12 protein-coding genes are annotated in these 15526 nt (G+C 74.6%); 3 read left to right on the plus strand and 9 right to left on the minus strand.

Going from position 1 to position 15526, the window contains the following annotated elements:
- Positions 1 to 32: 32 nt before the first annotated feature.
- The gene (locus ACFW6A_RS05755; protein ID WP_386638891.1) at positions 33 to 2918 is read left to right on the plus strand and encodes a glycoside hydrolase family 2 TIM barrel-domain containing protein; all 2886 of its coding nucleotides are present in this window, start codon (positions 33 to 35) and stop codon (positions 2916 to 2918) included.
- On the opposite strand, the gene ACFW6A_RS05760 is transcribed toward ACFW6A_RS05755, so the two are convergent.
- The 3 genes from ACFW6A_RS05760 to ACFW6A_RS05770 all read right to left on the minus strand — a co-directional run bounded on the left by ACFW6A_RS05760 (position 2905) and on the right by ACFW6A_RS05770 (position 5472).
- A complete protein-coding gene (locus ACFW6A_RS05760) occupies positions 2905 to 3504 on the minus strand; it encodes a DUF4328 domain-containing protein (protein ID WP_386638894.1) in 600 nt (199 codons plus the stop codon). The genes ACFW6A_RS05755 and ACFW6A_RS05760 overlap by 14 nt on opposite strands.
- Positions 3505 to 3589: 85 nt before the next feature.
- The gene (locus tag ACFW6A_RS05765; RefSeq protein WP_351847254.1) at positions 3590 to 4267 is read right to left on the minus strand and encodes a response regulator transcription factor; all 678 of its coding nucleotides are present in this window, start codon (positions 4265 to 4267) and stop codon (positions 3590 to 3592) included.
- Entirely contained in the window at positions 4264 to 5472 is a 1209-nt protein-coding gene (locus tag ACFW6A_RS05770; protein ID WP_351847258.1) for a sensor histidine kinase, read from the minus strand. The genes ACFW6A_RS05765 and ACFW6A_RS05770 overlap by 4 nt, the downstream gene beginning before the upstream one ends.
- Positions 5473 to 5604: 132 nt before the next feature.
- Between ACFW6A_RS05770 and ACFW6A_RS05775 the strand changes: the two genes are divergently transcribed.
- Positions 5605 to 6588 (plus strand): ATP-binding cassette domain-containing protein, encoded by a 984-nt coding sequence (locus ACFW6A_RS05775; RefSeq protein ID WP_351847261.1) that lies wholly within the window; start codon positions 5605 to 5607, stop codon positions 6586 to 6588.
- Entirely contained in the window at positions 6585 to 7469 is an 885-nt protein-coding gene (locus ACFW6A_RS05780; protein WP_351847263.1) for an ABC transporter permease, read from the plus strand. The genes ACFW6A_RS05775 and ACFW6A_RS05780 overlap by 4 nt, the downstream gene beginning before the upstream one ends.
- A 12-nt stretch (positions 7470 to 7481) precedes the next feature.
- Here the strand turns inward: ACFW6A_RS05780 and ACFW6A_RS05785 are convergent, their stop codons facing one another.
- The 6 genes from ACFW6A_RS05785 to ACFW6A_RS05810 form a co-directional block, all read right to left on the minus strand.
- Complete coding sequence (locus ACFW6A_RS05785) at positions 7482 to 8528, minus strand: rhamnogalacturonan acetylesterase (protein WP_386638901.1); 1047 nt, start codon at positions 8526 to 8528, stop codon at positions 7482 to 7484.
- 17 nt (positions 8529 to 8545) lie between these two features.
- The gene (locus ACFW6A_RS05790; RefSeq protein WP_386638904.1) at positions 8546 to 11281 is read right to left on the minus strand and encodes a Tat pathway signal sequence domain protein; all 2736 of its coding nucleotides are present in this window, start codon (positions 11279 to 11281) and stop codon (positions 8546 to 8548) included.
- A gap of 348 nt (positions 11282 to 11629) precedes the next feature.
- Positions 11630 to 12214: a hypothetical protein gene (locus tag ACFW6A_RS05795; RefSeq protein ID WP_351847271.1), complete on the minus strand. Its 585-nt coding sequence runs from the start codon at positions 12212 to 12214 to the stop codon at positions 11630 to 11632.
- Entirely contained in the window at positions 12211 to 13068 is an 858-nt protein-coding gene (locus ACFW6A_RS05800) for a carbohydrate ABC transporter permease (RefSeq protein WP_351847274.1), read from the minus strand. The genes ACFW6A_RS05795 and ACFW6A_RS05800 overlap by 4 nt, the downstream gene beginning before the upstream one ends.
- The gene (locus ACFW6A_RS05805; RefSeq protein ID WP_351847277.1) at positions 13065 to 14099 is read right to left on the minus strand and encodes a sugar ABC transporter permease; all 1035 of its coding nucleotides are present in this window, start codon (positions 14097 to 14099) and stop codon (positions 13065 to 13067) included. The genes ACFW6A_RS05800 and ACFW6A_RS05805 overlap by 4 nt, the downstream gene beginning before the upstream one ends.
- The gene (locus tag ACFW6A_RS05810; protein ID WP_351847280.1) at positions 14099 to 15388 is read right to left on the minus strand and encodes an extracellular solute-binding protein; all 1290 of its coding nucleotides are present in this window, start codon (positions 15386 to 15388) and stop codon (positions 14099 to 14101) included. Before ACFW6A_RS05810 ends, ACFW6A_RS05805 begins: the two co-directional genes overlap by 1 nt.
- Positions 15389 to 15526: the final 138 nt, after the last annotated feature.

Genomic DNA, 15526 nt, shown 5'->3' on the forward strand with positions numbered 1-15526 from the left:
CCCCTTCCTCCTTCCGCTCTGTTGGGAGCATCATGACCGTTCTGCCCTGGTACGCCTCCTTCGCCCCCGAGCGGGGCACGCTGCCGCCGCGTGCCTGGACCGCCGCCTCCGACGCCGCGCGGCTGCCGCTCGGCGGCGACTGGGCGTTCCGCCTCTCCCCCGCCGCCGACGCGGCGGACACCGCCTTCGCCGAGCCCGGTTTCGACGCGGGCGGCTGGCGGACCGTCACCGTGCCGGGGCACTGGGTGCTCCAGGGCGAGGACGGGGAGTTCGGCGGGCCCGCGTACACCAACGTCGTCTACCCCTTCCCGGTCGACCCGCCGCACGTGCCGGACGAGAACCCCACCGGGGACCACCTGCGCCGGTTCGACCTGCCGGACGACTGGCCCGCCGGGGGCGGGGCGGTGCTCCGCTTCGACGGCGTCGAGTCCTGCGCCCGGGTGTGGCTGAACGGCACGGAGCTGGGCTGGTTCAAGGGCTCCCGGCTCGCCCACGAGTTCGCGGTCGGGGAACTGCTGCGGGAGCGGGACAACGTCCTCGCGGTCCGCGTCCACCAGTGGTCCTCGGGGTCGTACCTGGAGGACCAGGACCAGTGGTGGCTGCCGGGCATCTTCCGGGAGGTGACGCTGCTGCACCGCCCGGAGGGCGCGCCGGGCGACTTCTTCGTGCACGCCTCGTACGACCACACCGCCGGCACCGGCGAGCTGCGGGTCGACTGCGACGTGCCCGGCCGGGTCCGGGTGCCGGAGCTGGGGCTCGACCTGGCGGCCGGGGAGTCCGCCACGGTGCCGGTGAAGCCGTGGAGCGCCGAGGTGCCGCGGCTGTACGAGGGCGAGCTGACGGCCGGCGGGGAGCGGATCGGGCTGCGGATCGGCTTCCGCTCGGTGTACGTGGAGGACGGCGTCCTGAAGGCGAACGGGCGGCGGATCCTCTTCCGGGGCGTGAACCGGCACGAGTTCCACCCGGAGACGGGGCGCACCGTGGACCCGGACACCCTGCGGGCGGACGTCGAGCTGATGAAGCGGCACCACGTCAACGCGGTGCGGACCTCGCACTACCCGCCGCACCCGGCCTTCCTCGACCTGTGCGACGCCTACGGCCTGTGGGTGATCGACGAGGGCGACCTGGAGACCCACGGCTTCGAGGAGCTGGACTGGCGGGGCAACCCGGTGGACGACAAACGGTGGACGCCCGCCCTGCTCGACCGGGCGGCCCGGCTGGTCGAGCGGGACAAGAACCACCCGTCGGTGGTGCTGTGGTCGCTGGGCAACGAGTGCGGCACGGGGGCCGGGCTGAGCGCGATGGCCCGCTGGATCCACGACCGGGACCCGTCGCGGCCGGTGCACTACGAGGGCGACCGGTCCTGCGCCGACGTGGACGTGTACTCCCGGATGTACCCGCCGCACGCCGAGGTCGAGGAGATCGGCCGGCGCGAGGACGGCGGCCCGGCCGCCCGCCGCGCACTGCCCTTCATCCTGTGCGAGTACGCGCACGCCATGGGCAACGGCCCCGGCGGCCTGAGCGAGTACCAGCGCCTCTTCGAGACGTACGAGCGCTGCCAGGGCGGTTTCGTGTGGGAGTGGATCGACCACGGCCTGGCCCATCCGGCGCACGGCCACGGCTACGGCGGCGACTTCGGGGAGGAGCTGCACGACGGCAACTTCGTCTGCGACGGGCTCCTCTTCCCGGACCGGACGCCCTCGCCGGGCCTGGCCGAGTACAAGAAGGTGATCGCGCCGGTGCGGATCGCCCCGGGCGAGCGGCCGGGCACCGCCGCGGTGCACAACCTCCACGACGTGGCCGACCTGTCCTCGTACGCCTTCGGGTGGGCCTTCCTGGCGGACGGGGAGGTGGTGGCCGAGGGGCCGCTGGCGGTGCCTCCGGCGGCCGCCGGGGAGCGGGTCGAGGCGGCCCTGCCGGAGCCGCCGGCGCATCCGGAGGGCGCGGAGACGCTGTGGACGGTGCGGGCGGTGCTCGCCGCCGCGACGCCGTGGGCGGAGGCCGGCCACGAGATGGCCTGGGGCCAGTGGCCCGTGACCGGGCCGCGGCCCCTGGCGCAGCCGTCCCCGGCCCGCAGGCCGGCCCGGGAGGGCGGGCGGCTCGTCCTCGGTCCGGCCGTGCTCGACGCCCGCTCGGGTGCGCTCGTCTCCCTGGGCGGCCTGGCGGTGTCCGGTTTCGGGCTGGACGTGTGGCGGGCGCCGACGGACAACGACGAGGGCGCGCCCTGGCAGCCCGACGTGCGGTGGGGGCCGCTGTGGCGGCAGCTGGGCCTGCACCGGATGCGGCACCGCACGGACGAGGTGGCCCCGGACGGCGAGGGGCTGACGGTCCGGACCCGGGTGGCGCCCGCGGGCCGGGACTTCGGGCTGGCCGTCACGTACCGCTGGGCCTCGGACGGTGCGGCGGTGCGGCTCGACGCGGACGTGCTGCCGGAGGGCGCGTGGCCGGTGCCGCTGCCCCGGCTCGGGGTGCGGCTCGGTCTGCCGACCGCGCTCGACCGGGCCGTCTGGTACGGCGGCGGCCCCGGGGAGGCGTACCCGGACACCCGCGCGGCGGCCCGCCTCGGCCGCTGGGAGTCGACGGTGGCCGGCCTCCAGACGCCGTACGTGCGCCCCCAGGAGAACGGGGCCCGGATCGACACCCGGTGGCTGGAGCTCTCGGGCGGGGACGGCGCGGGGCTGCGCGTGGAGGGCGAGCCGTCCTTCTGGTTCACGGCCCGCCGCTGGACGCACGCGGAGCTGGACGCCGCCGCGCACCGCCCGGACCTGGTGCCGGGCGACACGCTGTGGCTGAACCTGGACCACGCCCTGCACGGCATCGGCTCCCAGTCCTGCGGCCCGGGCGTGCTGCCGGAGCACCGTCTGGAGGCGGCCCCGGCGTCCTTCTCGCTCTCCTTCGCGCCGCTCAGGTCATGTTGAAGTAGGGCAGCGGGCCGGCGGGCTGGCCCGTGGTCACCCGCCGGATCACCGCGAGGGCGAGGACCGCGCACAGGACGCTGACGCTCTGGTCGACCGGGTTGTAGTAGTCGAAGTGGTCGAGGACCAGGTAGTGGAAGGCGACCGTGAGGGGCCCGTCGCAGAGCCAGACGAACCACCAGGCGTTGATCAGCCAGACGTCGCGGGGCGGCCCGCCGGCCCGGCGGATGTCGAGGGTGATGCGGCGCGGCAGCCACCACATGGCGAGCGGGATGATCCAGGCGCCGAGGGCGAAGCCCGGGGCGTGGGCGTGGCTGCCGGGGGCGAGCACCTCGGCGTTGTGGCGGACGCGCCGGAACCAGACCAGGAAGGAGACCCAGCAGGCCACCTGGAGCACGGCCGGGAGCGGCACCAGCCCTTCGGAGAGCCAGGGCGAGTCCTTGCCGCCGGTCGCGATGACGTAGACGTCGGCGAGGGCCTGGGTGGCGATGAGCGACTGCACGACGAGGGCGGGCCCCGCCGGATCGCGGAACCTGTAGCGGGGCCCGCGCACGGCGGCGGGCCCGACGGGCACGTTGTAGGCGTCCATGAAGTGTTCCCCCCCGGGATGCGGTTACCGCCGCCGTGGCCGGGCACGGGGCGGCGATCAGCGGCATCCTACGGCCGTCCGCGGCTCACCGGCCCGGGGTCACCAGGCCGAACTCGTAGGCCAGGATCACCAGGTGGATGCGGTCGCGGGCGGCGAGCCGGGCGAGCAGCCGGGCCACATGGGCCTTGGCGGTGGCCGGGCTGATGAACAGCTCCCCGGCGATCTCCTGGTTGGACAGGCCGCGTCCGACGAGGGTGAGCACCTCCCGCTCGCGGTCGGTGACGGCCTCCGGGAGGGGGCGGACGGCGGGGACGGCGGAGTCGGGGTCCGGCTGCCGGGTGAAGGCCGCGATGAGCCGGCTCGTCACGGCGGGGGCGATCAGCGCGTCGCCGCCCGCGACCACCCGCACGGCGCCGAGGATGTCGTCGAGGTCCATGTCCTTGACGAGGAAGCCGCTGGCTCCGGCGCGCAGGGCCCCGTACACGTTCTCGTCGTCGTCGAAGGTGGTGAGGACGAGCACGCGGGCGCCGCTGGGGCCGGTCGTGATGCGCCGGGTCGCCTCGATGCCGTCCATGCCGGGCATCCGTACGTCCATGAGGACGACGTCGGGCCGGGTCTCCTCGGCCAGGGCGACGGCCGTGGCGCCGTCGGCCGCCTCGCCGATGACGTCGAGGCCGGGCGCCTCGGCGGCCAGGAGCCGCAGCCCCGCCCTGATGAGGGGCTGGTCGTCGACGAGGAGGAGCCGGACCGGAGGGGTGCTCACCGGGCCTCCTGCGGGAGGGGCAGCCGGGCCGCGACCCGGAAGCCGCCGCCCGGCCGGGGCCCGGCCGTGAACTGTCCGCGCAGCAGGGCGGCCCGCTCGCGCATGCCGGTGATGCCGTAGCCGGCGCCGGACCCCCTGGGGCCGTCTCCCCGGCCGCCCTCTCCCCGGCCGCCGGTCCGGTCCGGGAGGCCGGGGCCGTCGTCGGTGATCTCGACGCTGACCGCGTCGCCGCTCAGGTCGACGACCACCCGGCAGGCGTCGGTGTGCGCGTGCCGCACCACGTTGGTGATCCCCTCCTGCACGATCCGGTACGCGGCGAGGTCGACGTCCGGCGGGAGCCCGCGGGACGTGCCGCGCCGCTCCAGGCCGACGCGCACGCCCGCCCCCGCGGTGGCCGCGACCAGCCGGTCGAGGTCCGCGAGACCGGGCGCGGGCTCGCGCGGCGCGGCCTCGGGGTCGTCCGCTCGGAGGGCGACGAGCATCCGGCGCAGCCCGGCCAGGGTGTCCTTCCCGGTGCTCTCGATCGCGCCGAGCGCCCGCCGGGCCTCCTCGGGCCGGGCTCCGGCGACCCGCCGGCCGACCCCGGCCTGGATGGTGATGACGCCGATGCTGTGGGCCACCATGTCGTGCAGTTCCCGGGCGATGCGCAGCCGTTCCGCCGTGACGGCCTCGGCCGCCTCCCTGGACCGCAGCTCCCGGGCGTGCCGGCGCCGCTCGCGCAGCAGGCGGCCGGCCGTCCCGGCCAGCGCGGTGGTGAGCACGAGGACGACGAGGTGGGAGACGTACGCGTCCGCGCCCGTGCGCGCGAACCCCAGGGAGAGGGCCTGCACGACGAGGGTCGCGACGGCCGCCGTCACGGCGGTGCGGGGGCGGCGGGTGGCGGCCACGTACGCCACGGCGAGGGCGGCGAGCAGGGCCTGCGCCTGGCCGAGCTGCCAGCCGGCGCTCCCGCCGAACGGATACAGGGCGGCGACCCGCGAGGAGGCCGCGACCGCCGCCGAGGCCGAACCGGCCAGGAGCACGGCGAGCGCGACCCCCGGGCGGCGCGGGAAGAGCGGGAGGACCAGCGCCGCCGACAGCACGGGCGGCACGAGCCGGGTCCCGGTGGGCTCCCCGGTGTGCAGGACGACGGTGGTCGGCACCGCGAGGTAGGCGAGGGCGGCGGCCCAGGTGAGCGCACGGGTCACGGCCGGGGGAACGGTCATGCGGGAATCCTAGGAAGTGCCCCCGGGCGGCGCATCGGCCCGGCGGCTTACGCCCGCGGGCCACGGGGCGGGCCCCGGGGCGCGCCCGTCGGCCGATGCCGGGAGGGGGCGTCCGGCGGCAGCGTGGACGGCGTGATCGAAGCGAACGCACTCACCAGACGCTACGGCCCCGTCACGGCGGTCGACCGGCTGTCCTTCACCGTCCGGCCGGGCCGCGTGACCGGCTTCCTCGGCCCCAACGGGGCGGGCAAGTCCACCACCCTGCGCATGGTCCTGGGCCTGACGGCGCCGACCTCCGGCACGGTGACGGTCGGCGGCCGGCCGTTCCGCGACCGGCCGCGCGGACTGCGGCACGTCGGCGCCCTCCTCGACGCCCACGAGGTGCAAGGGGGCCGGACCGCCCGCGCCCACCTCTCCGCGCTGGCCCACGGCAACGGTCTGCCGGCCCGCCGGGTCGAGGAGGTCCTCGGGACGGTCGGGCTGGCCGGGGCGGCCGGTCGGCGGATCGGCGGCTTCTCCCTGGGCATGAAGCAGCGGCTCGGGATCGCCGCCGCGCTCCTCGGCGACCCTCCCGTCCTCCTCTTCGACGAACCGCTCAACGGCCTCGACCCGGAGGGCGTGCGCTGGGTACGGGGCCTGTTCCGGTCGCTGGCCGCGGAGGGCCGGACGGTGCTGGTCTCCAGCCACCTCATGGGCGAGATGGAGCACACCGCCGACGACCTGCTCGTGGTGGGCCGGGGCCGGGTCGTCGCCGCGGAGCCGCTCGCCGTCTTCGCCGCCCGGGGCGGGGGCACGACCGTCGCGGTCCGCACCCCGGACCCGTCGGCCCTCGCCGGCGCGCTGCGGGCCGAGCCCGGAGCGGCGCTCCGCGCGTCCGGCGACGGCGGCTGGACGGTGACCGGCGTGAGCGCCGAACGCGTCGGCGACCTGGCGCACGCCCACCGGGTGCGGCTGCACGCGCTGACCGCCCGGACGGCCTCGCTGGAGGAGGTGTTCCTGGAACTGACCGCCGATCGAGTCGAGTTCGGCGCCCCGGAGCCCGCCGGGCCGGGTCCGGAACACCCCCTCGCGTCCCTGCCTGTGTCCGTGTCCGGCCGTGAGGAGTCCGCCCGGTGAACGCCCCCGCATCCGTCCGCCACCTCGCCCCGCAGGCGGTGCCGGCGCGCTTTTGGCACCTGCTGCGCTCGGAGTGGACCAAGCTCTGGTCGCTGCGCTCGACTCCGTACGCCCTCGTCCTGGGCGGACTCGTGGTGACCGGGATCTGCGTCAACGCGGCCCGGTCCAACGCCGAGCGGCTCGGCCGGGGTCCGCGCCCGGGGCTCGGTCCCGGTTCCGGACCGGCGGCCGACGCCGTCCCCGGCCCGCCCCCGTTCGCGTTCGACGCGCTGGGGACCGCGTTTGTCGATCCCGCCTGGCAGTTGCTGATGGCGCTCGCCGCCTGCCTCGGCGCGGCCGCGCTCTCCGGCGAGTACGCGACGGGCCTGGCGCGGACCACGTTCGCGGCCGTGCCGGACCGGCGGTCGGTCGTCACGGCGAAGGCGGTCGTGGTGACGGCGGTGCTGCTGGTCTTCGGCGGCTGCGTGGCCCTGACCTCGTTCGGGGCGAGCCAGGCGCTGCTGCGGGACCACGGCGGCCTGTCCCTGTCGGATCCGGGCGCGGCACGGGCCGTGGTCGCGTCCGCGCTGCTCGCGCCGGTGTGCGGGCTGGCGGGCCTGGCGGCGGGAGCGCTGGTGCGCCACGCCGCCGGGGCCGCCGTCACGGTGATCGGCGTGCTCCTGCTGGTGCCCGCGCTGTTCCGGGGGGACACGTACCGCTGGGTCAGGGAGACGGGCCACCTGCTGCCCCTGGACGCCTGGGCGACGCTCGTCCGCGACCCGGCGCTGCCGGTGACGGAGAGGTACCCGGCGACGGCGGCCGAGGCGTGGGCCGTCCTCGGCGCCTGGGCGCTGGCGGGGCTCGCCGTCGCGGTGGCGGTGGTCCGCCACCGCGACGTCTGAGCCCGACCGGGCCTAGCGGAGCGCCCGCTCGGGCAGCAGGCCCTGGGCCTTCAGTCCGGCGGCGACGAGGGCCGCGTACTCGGTGGCGCCGCGGACCGAGGTGTGGGTGTTGTCCCGCTTCTCGGTGGTGAGGTAGAGCGCCTTGGAGGCCTCGGGGCCGAGCTGTTCGACGCGGGCCCTGGTGAGGGCGGTGAGGTCGATCAGCGGGGTGGAGAGGGTGGCGGCGAGGGCGCGGATCTCGGCCGGGTGGTCGACGCCGAGGCCGTTGACGAGCAGGGCGGTGCCGTTGTCCAGGGTGCCGTCCGGGTTGAACCAGCGGCGGACGATCGGGGTGACGAGGACGGGTTCGCCGCCCCGGGCGCGTACCCGCTCGACCAGGGCGGTGAGGTTGGCCCGGTAGGCGGCGGCGTCGGTCTGCTTGTCGTTGTGGGCGAGCTGGATCAGGACGGGGTCGCCGGGCCGGAGCTCCGCCTCGACCCGGTCGAAGAGGGCCGGGTTCGCCAGGAAGGTGACCGTGCTCTCCCCGGAGTCGGCGTGGTTGGCGACGGCGACGCCCCGCTTCAGGTGGACGGGGAGCCGCTGGCCCCAGCCGGTGTACGGGTCGCCGGGCTGGTCGCAGACGGTGGAGTCGCCGACCAGGAAGAGGCGGGTCGCGGTGGGGGCGGGGGTGACGCGGAGGGACGCGACGCGCGGGGCGGGGCCGCCGATCAGCAGGTCGAGGCCGGGGGTGCCGGCGGGTCCCGTGGGCTCCCCCTCCGGGTCGCGGACGTCGACGGTGAAGGAGCGGCGGACCCGCTCGCCGGCCCCGGTCGGGGTCTCGGCGAGCAGGGCGCGGCGGGTCTCGCCGCCGACCTCGGTCGCTCCCGCGGTGTCGCCGCCGAGGGTGACGGTGACGTCGTACGTGCCGGGGGCGAGGTCGAAGTGGCAGGCGAGGGCGCCCGCTTCGGTGGCGGCGCAGTGGTCGAGGCCCTGGCCGTAGGGGTTCTCCCCGGCGTGCGCGGGCGCGGTGGCGGCGAGCAGGGCGAGCAGGCTCGCGGCCAGGACGGCTGTCCTGTTCATCGGGCTTCTCCTGTCCGTCACGCGGGGAGGTGGTCGCCGACGAGGGCGAGGTTCTGGATGGCGGCGAGACCGTAGAGGGCGGTGGTGTTGGTGCTGATCCACAGGTGCTCGTAACCCGGTTCGAGGGCGGCGGGGCCCTGGACGGGCGTCTTGTCCCAGACCATGGCGGAGGTGTAGCCGTCGCTCTTGTCGAACTTGGCCCAGGCGCGCTGGGCGAGCTTGGCGTCGTTCAGCTGGGCGGCGGCGTAGGCGTCCTGGCGGGAGTGGCCCTGGAAGAGGAGGAGGGTGCCGAAGTTCTGCCCGTAGCGGGCGGCCTGTTCGGTCTTGGAGGCGTTGAAGTAGCGGCAGTAGTCGAGCCAGGCGTTCTTGAAGGCGGGCATGTCGATGAGGTCGATGAGTTCGGCGCACATCTCGACGAGGCCGAACATGGCGGAGAGGTGGGAGACGCCGACGGCGGGCTGTTCGGCGACGGCGAAGCGGCCGGTGTCGAGGTCGTAGAGGCCGGTTCCCTGGACGAAGCCGTTGGGCTGGGCGGCGATGGTCTCCATGGTGGAGCGCAGCCGCGCCTCGGCCTTGGCGGCCTGGGGCCCGCCGCGTTCCCACTCGGTGAGCCAGGCGGCGGCGAGGCCGCTCCAGTCGGTGCCGAAGCCGATGGAGAGGGCGTGGCGGTCGGGGGTGTAGGGCTCGGTGCGGATCTTGCGGATGGGGTCGAGGGCGAGGAAGGTCTCGTCGGAGTCGACCAGGTCGCGCATGAGGTCGCCGACGCGTTCGTCAGCGGTGAGGAAGTAGTACGGGCGGCGGTAGACGGCGGTGGAGATCCGCTGCTGCTTGGCGCTGTCGGCGAAGTGCTGGACGCCGTGGCGGGTGCCGAGGCCGGCCCAGGTGCCGAGGTGGTAGACGTCGACCTCGCCGGTGTGGCGGGTCATGGCCTCGGCGAAGCGGAAGACGTCGGCGCGGCCGGAGCGGAGGTAGGCGTACCAGAGCCACAGGTCGGGCGAGAGCTCGGAGTTGTCCCAGGCGTAGCCGCCGACGTCGTACCGCCACTGGTGCCGGTCCTCGTCGTAGGTGTGCATGATGTCGCCGTAGTCCCAGAAGCCGTACCAGCGGCGCTGCTCGGCCTGGTCCTTGTAGTAGGTGAAGAGGTAGTCGAGGCGGTCCTCGATCCTCGCCCTGGCGGGGGTGGAGCGGTCGACGGGCGAGAACAGTCCGCCGAAGACGCGGGCGCGGACGAGGTCCTCGGGGCTCGCGGCGAGCTGCGGCGGGACGCGGACGGCGGCGGCCTGGGCGACGAGGGCGGCGGCGGCCGGGGTGGCGGCGTTGGCCCAGAACATCAGCTCGCTGGTGCGGGCGATGCCGTAGGGGGTGCCGAAGCCGGGCTCGTGGTCCTCGTAGGTGATGTTGAGGCCTTCGAGCTGTTCGGGGAAGGTGTCCTGGCCCATGCCGTCGTGGTAGAAGCGCAGGTCCATGGGCTGGGCCTCGGGCGACCAGAGCCAGAGGGTGACCTCGGCCTCGTAGCCGGCGGCGCCGCGCACGTCGAGCTGGGCGGGGTGCTTCTGCCAGAAGTCCCGCAGGCCGAAGGAGAGTCCGCCGCTCGCGCCGCCGACGTAGCCGAAGCCGCCGGCCCGGCGGCCGCCGCCGGCGGGGATCCAGCCGTGGCCGGGCTTGGTGCGCTTGCGGATGCCGAAGCCGTCGGCGGTGAGCTGGGAGAGGGTGTAGTCGCCCCAGGTCGGGACGTACTGCAGCCGGCTGGTGACGCGCTGGTCCCAGGTCGCCGGGTCGGGCAGCTTCTCGCCCCTGACCTGCGCGGCGCGGACGGCGGCGCCGGGGTCGCGGCGCAGGCCGGTGATGCCCCGGACGGCCTCGGTGAGGAAGCCCGCGCCCTCGCCGGCGAGGCGGACGTGCCGGTCGTGGAAGGCGTCGCGCATCGGGACGGTGAAGCGGACGCCGAGGCCGCGGATGAAGTCCTTGTCCTGGTCGCCGTCGAAGGTGATCGTGTGGATCATGCGGAGGGCCTCGGAGCCGGCGTGGAAGTAGAGCCGGACCGAGAAGGGCAGCCAGCTCCTGCTCCCCTTGCGGTGCTTGCCGTCGATCCGGACCACGGCCCGGACGGGGCCGGACTGTTCGACGACGGCGCCGGAGATCTCGCCGTCGAACCGCTCCCACTTGGCGTTCCCCTGGTCGCCGTCGTCGAGGTCGCCCTGGCGCAGCAGCACGAGCCGCCCGTCGGTCGCGATCTTCACGCCGTCGCGGGTCAGGGACTCGACGAGCCTGCCGCCGTCCTTCCCCAGGACGGCCTTGACGACGCCGGTGTCGACGGTGATCCGGCGGCCGGACTCGGTGACGGTGACGGTCTTCGCGCCGGAGGCGGGGGTGCCGGGGGCGAGGGAGTAGCGCTCGGCGCCGGCCGCCTCGGGGCCGACGGCGTGGGCGGTCCACTTGAGGGAGCCGTCGGGCCACCGGGCGGTGGTCCAGGTCTGTACGGGGACGGGGGCGCCGTCGGCGGTGGTGAGGGCGAACTCGCGGTCGCCCGGGTGGACGCCCTTGGGCCAGGCGACGCCGAAGGTCGACCCTCCGGCGGCGCCGAGACCGCCCGGCTCCAGCCAGGAGATGCTCGCGGGCCGCTCCTCCGCGGCCGGCTCGGCGACGGGCGCGGCCTGCGCCTCGTCGTTCCGCCCGAGCACCCAGCTGAACTGGGCGGCGGCACCGGCGACGGCGGCCGCCCTGAGGAGGGAACGGCGGGGTATCGAGGACACGGGAACTCCTTTCGGGGGCATGCCGGTGACATGCCTGCGGGAGGGGAAGGGCGACGCGGTGGTACGGGACGGGGCGCGGGCCCCGCCGGGGCTTTACGGCCGGGGCCGGCGCCGGGACTTCCCGGCCGGGGCCGTACGGGCGGAGCCGTACGGGCGGGGCCGTACGGACCGGGCCGGAGCCGTACGGGCCGGGCCGGGCCGGAGCCGTACGGACCGGGCACGGGCGCGGGGCCGTGCCCGCCCGGGACGAGCGGGGCGACGGACCGCCGGGGCCGGGGCGCCGCGCGGCCGGAGGGGGTACGGACCCGGCCGGGCGGCAGGGGGAAGGCCCCGGCCGGGCGGTGGCGGTCAGGCCCTCGCGAGGGCGCCGGCCGCGCGGTGTTCGGCCGCCAGGGTGCCGGCGAGCAGGAGGCCCAGGGCGGGGAGGGCCAGGGGGGCGGAGAACCAGGCCGAGGCGGCGACCACCGCCAGGCCGCAGACGACGAGCAGGGAGCCGGCCGGGTCCCGCAGCGCGCGGCGTCCGGCGGCCGGGAGCAGCGCCCGCCAGGAGGCGCCGGGCCGCCAGGCGGTGGCCGCCCGCAGCAGGGCGACGGTCGCCCAGAGCGCCGCGAGGACCGCGAGGGCCCCGGCCGGCCTGCCGCCCGGCACCGGCAGCGCCCGTACGAGCGCGAGATCGGCCCCGACGAGGGCGAGCACGGCGCCGTAGGCCGCGCCCGCCGCCCACCCGCCGCCCCGCAGGGCGGCGCGCAGTCCGGCGGCGAAGGACCGCAGCCCGGTCTCCTCGCCCCCGACCGTGCGCCGCAGGTGCCCCGCGCCGGCGGCGAGCGCCGCCGGCAGGGTGACGAGCGGGAGCGCGGCGACGGCGATCCACACCCCCGTCAGCAGGCACTCGGCGAAGACCCCGAAGCGGGCGAGGAAGCGGTCGCGCCTCACTTGAGCCCCGAGGTGGCCATGCCGTCGATCAGGTACCGCTGGAAGGCGAGGAAGAACGCCACCACGGGCAGCAGCGCCACCAGCGACATCGCGATCATGCCGCCGTAGTTGGCGACGCCGTCCTGGTCGACGAACATCTTGAGGCCGAGCGAGACCGTGTACTTCTCGGGTTCGTTGAGGTAGATCAGCGGACCCATGAAGTCGTTCCACGCGTTGATGAAGGTGAAGATCGCGCTGGTGATGAGCGCGGGCCGGCACAGCGGCAGCACGATCGACCAGTAGGTCCGCAGGTGCCCGCAGCCGTCCAGCCGCGCCGCCTCGTCCAGCTCCCTGGGCAGGGCCCGCATGAACTGGACCATCAGGAAGACGAAGAAGGCGTCCGTGGCGAGGTACTTGCCGAGCAGCAGCGGCGTGTACGTGTTGATCAGTTCGAGCTTCTGGAAGAGCACGTACTGCGGGATGAGCAGCACGTGGTAGGGCAGCAGCAGGGTGCCGATCATCAGCGCGAAGAGCAGGTTGCGGCCCGCGAAGCCGATCTTGGCGAAGGCGTAGGCGGCGAGCGAGCTGGAGACCAGCACGCCGACGACCGAGGCGAGCGCCAGGAAGAGCGAGTTGCCGAAGAAGGTGGAGAGGGGGATGTCGGCGATGCCATCGGCGAGCCGCCGGTAGTTGTCGGTGATGGGGTTCGCCGGGAAGACGTTCGGGCTGCCGACGATCTCGTCGTTGGGCTTGAACGACCCGCCGATCACCCAGACCACCGGGTAGAGGACCACGGCGAGGACGGCGAGGGAGCCGAGGTGCCAGGCGAGGGACCCGGCGCGCGGGCCCCGCGTCCCGGTGCGGACGAGGCTCATCGGCCTCCCTCCTCGTAGTGCACCCAGCGCCGCTGGGACCAGAACAGGACCGCCGTGACCAGGCCGACGGCGAGCAGCAGCATCCAGGCCATCGCGGAGGCGAGGCCCATCCGGCTGTTCTCGAAGCCCTGGACGTAGAGGTAGCAGGTGTAGACGAGCGTGCCGTCGGCCGGGCCGCAGGCGTTGCCCTGGCTGCCGATGATGTAGGCGGAGCCGAAGATCTGGAAGGAGTGGATGGTCTCCAGGAGCACGTTGAAGAAGAGCACCGGGGAGATCATCGGCAGGGTGATGCTCCAGAACCGGCGCCACGGTCCCGCGCCGTCCATCTGCGCGGCCTCGTACAGCTCGCGGGGCACCTGCTTGAGCCCGGCGAGGAAGATGACCATGGGCGCGCCGAACTGCCAGACGGTGAGCGCCACAAGGGCGTAGATGATCTTGTCGGGGTCGCCGATCCAGCCGCCCGGGTCGAGGCCGATCAGCTGCTGGGCCCGGTCGACGGGGGCGTCGTCGGCGAAGAGGGCGCGCCAGACGATGGCGATGGAGACGCTGGCGCCGATGAGCGAGGGGGCGTAGAACGCGGCCCGGTAGAAGCCCTGTCCGCGCCGGCTCTGGTTGAGGAGGAGGGCGACGCCGAGGGCGGCGGCCAGTTTCAGCGGGGTGCCGAGGACCACGTACCAGCCGGTGACCTCGACGGAGGTGCGCCAGCGGGGGTCGCCGAACATCTCGGTGAAGTTGTCGAACCCGATCCAGCGGGGGGCGTCGAAGAGGTTGTAGTCGGTGAAGGCGAAGTAGAGCGAGAAGGCCATCGGGCCCGCGGTCAGCAGCAGGAAGCCGGTGAGCCACGGGGACATGAAGAGGTAGCCGGCGAGGTTCTCGCGGGCGGCGCGGGACCGGGGGGCGCCGTCCGCCGCCCGGCGGGGGCGTCCGCCGCCGGGGGCGGGGGCCGCGGGCGCGGTCCCCGGCCCGGGCGGGGCCGCTTCCGGACTCTCCGGGGCGGCGGGGGTCGGTACGGTGGTCACGGCGGCGTCCATCAGGAGGAGAGGGCCGTCTTCGCCTCGGTGAAGTACTGCTTCACCGCGTCGGCGACGGTCCGGGTGCCCAGGGACATCTCCTCGGAGAGGCGCAGGAAGGCCGCCTCGCAGACGTCGGCGCCGGCCGGGTGCGGGGTGATGGGCTCCAGGACGCGGGTCTCGACGAGCTGCTTCTCGTAGGCGGCGATCTGCTTGCCGACCTCGTCGGCGGGCACGTAGGCCGCGTTCTGCGCCTCGGTGGCGGGGACGCCCCGGTCGTACCCCATGATCCTGCCGACCTCGGGGTCGTGGACCATGAAGTCGATGAACTGGGCGACCTCCTTGGGGTGCTTGGTGCGCCTGGAGGCGCTGAGCATGAGCGAGCCGAGGTACTGGCCGGTGCGCTTGCCGTCGGTGGTGGGGATGGGGGCGAGGCCGTACCGGCTCTTGCCCTCGGCCGTGTAGCGGACGGCGAAGTTGTCCCAGGTGAACTCGCAGCCGGCCAGTTCGGCGGTGACCGCGGACTTGGGCTTGGCCTGGATGGTCTTCTTCGGGTCGGCGTAGACGCCGGACCTCACCCGCTCGGCCGCCTTGTTCCACCAGTCCGTCAGGTCGGCCTCGGTGAAGCCGAGTCCGGTGGCGGTGAAGAAGGCCTTGCCCTGCTGGCGCAGGTACATGTCGTACAGGTACATGATCCCGTAGGGGCCCGCGTCGCCGGCCCGGCCGGAGGTCTCCCGGATCTTCGCCAGGGCGTCGTGGTAGGCGTCCCAGGTCCATCCGGGCTTCGGGGTGACCCTGGCCTTCTCGAAGACCGTCCGGTCGACGACGAGGGCCATCGAGTTGGAGCCGACGGGGACGCCGAGCAGCTTGCCGTCGACCTCGCCGAACTTCTCGAGGCCCGCCCGGAAGCCCTCCATGCGGAGGTTCCCGGCCTCGACCTGCTCGCGCAGGTCGAGGAGGACGTTCTTGGCGTCGTACTTGCGCAGGAAGCCGATGGCGTTCTGGAAGACGTCGGGCGTGTTGCCGCCGGACGCCTGGGTGTTGAACTTCTTCCAGAAGTCGGCGTACGGCTGGAAGTCGGTCTTCACCTTGATCTTCGGGAACTTCTTCTCGAAGAGGGCGATCGACTGGTTGATCCGCTTGGCGCGGTCGTCGGAGCCCCACCAGGTGTACCGGATGGTGACGGTGCCGTCGCCGCCCCCGGAGCCGGAGCCGCTTCCGCAGCCCGCCGCGGTCAGGCCGAGTACCGCCACCGAGCCGCCCGTGACCTTCAGCAGACTCCGACGGTCGACAGTGCCTTGAGTACGCACAGTTCGTCCTCCCGCGCGTGATTAGAACGTTTCAGGAAAGCGCTTGCTGGGTCACCGTAGGGTTGCCCGTCAGCCACGTCAACGCTTCGGACAGGATCTTTCGAAGCGCTTCGAGGCCCGGGTGCGCACCACGGCGAT

Origin of the sequence: Streptomyces sp. NPDC058758 (assembly GCF_042746075.1) — a bacterium.
In the GTDB taxonomy this organism is placed as follows: domain Bacteria; phylum Actinomycetota; class Actinomycetes; order Streptomycetales; family Streptomycetaceae; genus Streptomyces.

What these genes read in the sequence shown, in the direction of transcription:
- ACFW6A_RS05770 (WP_351847258.1), bottom strand. Translation starts at nt 5,472, where the DNA reads ATGACCGTTCCCCCGGCCGTGACCCGTGCGCTCACCTGGGCCGCCGCC.
- ACFW6A_RS05785 (WP_386638901.1), bottom strand. Translation starts at nt 8,528, where the DNA reads ATGAACAGGACAGCCGTCCTGGCCGCGAGCCTGCTCGCCCTGCTCGCC.
- ACFW6A_RS05755 (WP_386638891.1), top strand. Translation starts at nt 33, where the DNA reads ATGACCGTTCTGCCCTGGTACGCCTCCTTCGCCCCCGAGCGGGGCACG.
- ACFW6A_RS05805 (WP_351847277.1), bottom strand. Translation starts at nt 14,099, where the DNA reads ATGGACGCCGCCGTGACCACCGTACCGACCCCCGCCGCCCCGGAGAGT.
- ACFW6A_RS05760 (WP_386638894.1), bottom strand. Translation starts at nt 3,504, where the DNA reads ATGGACGCCTACAACGTGCCCGTCGGGCCCGCCGCCGTGCGCGGGCCC.
- ACFW6A_RS05800 (WP_351847274.1), bottom strand. Translation starts at nt 13,068, where the DNA reads ATGAGCCTCGTCCGCACCGGGACGCGGGGCCCGCGCGCCGGGTCCCTC.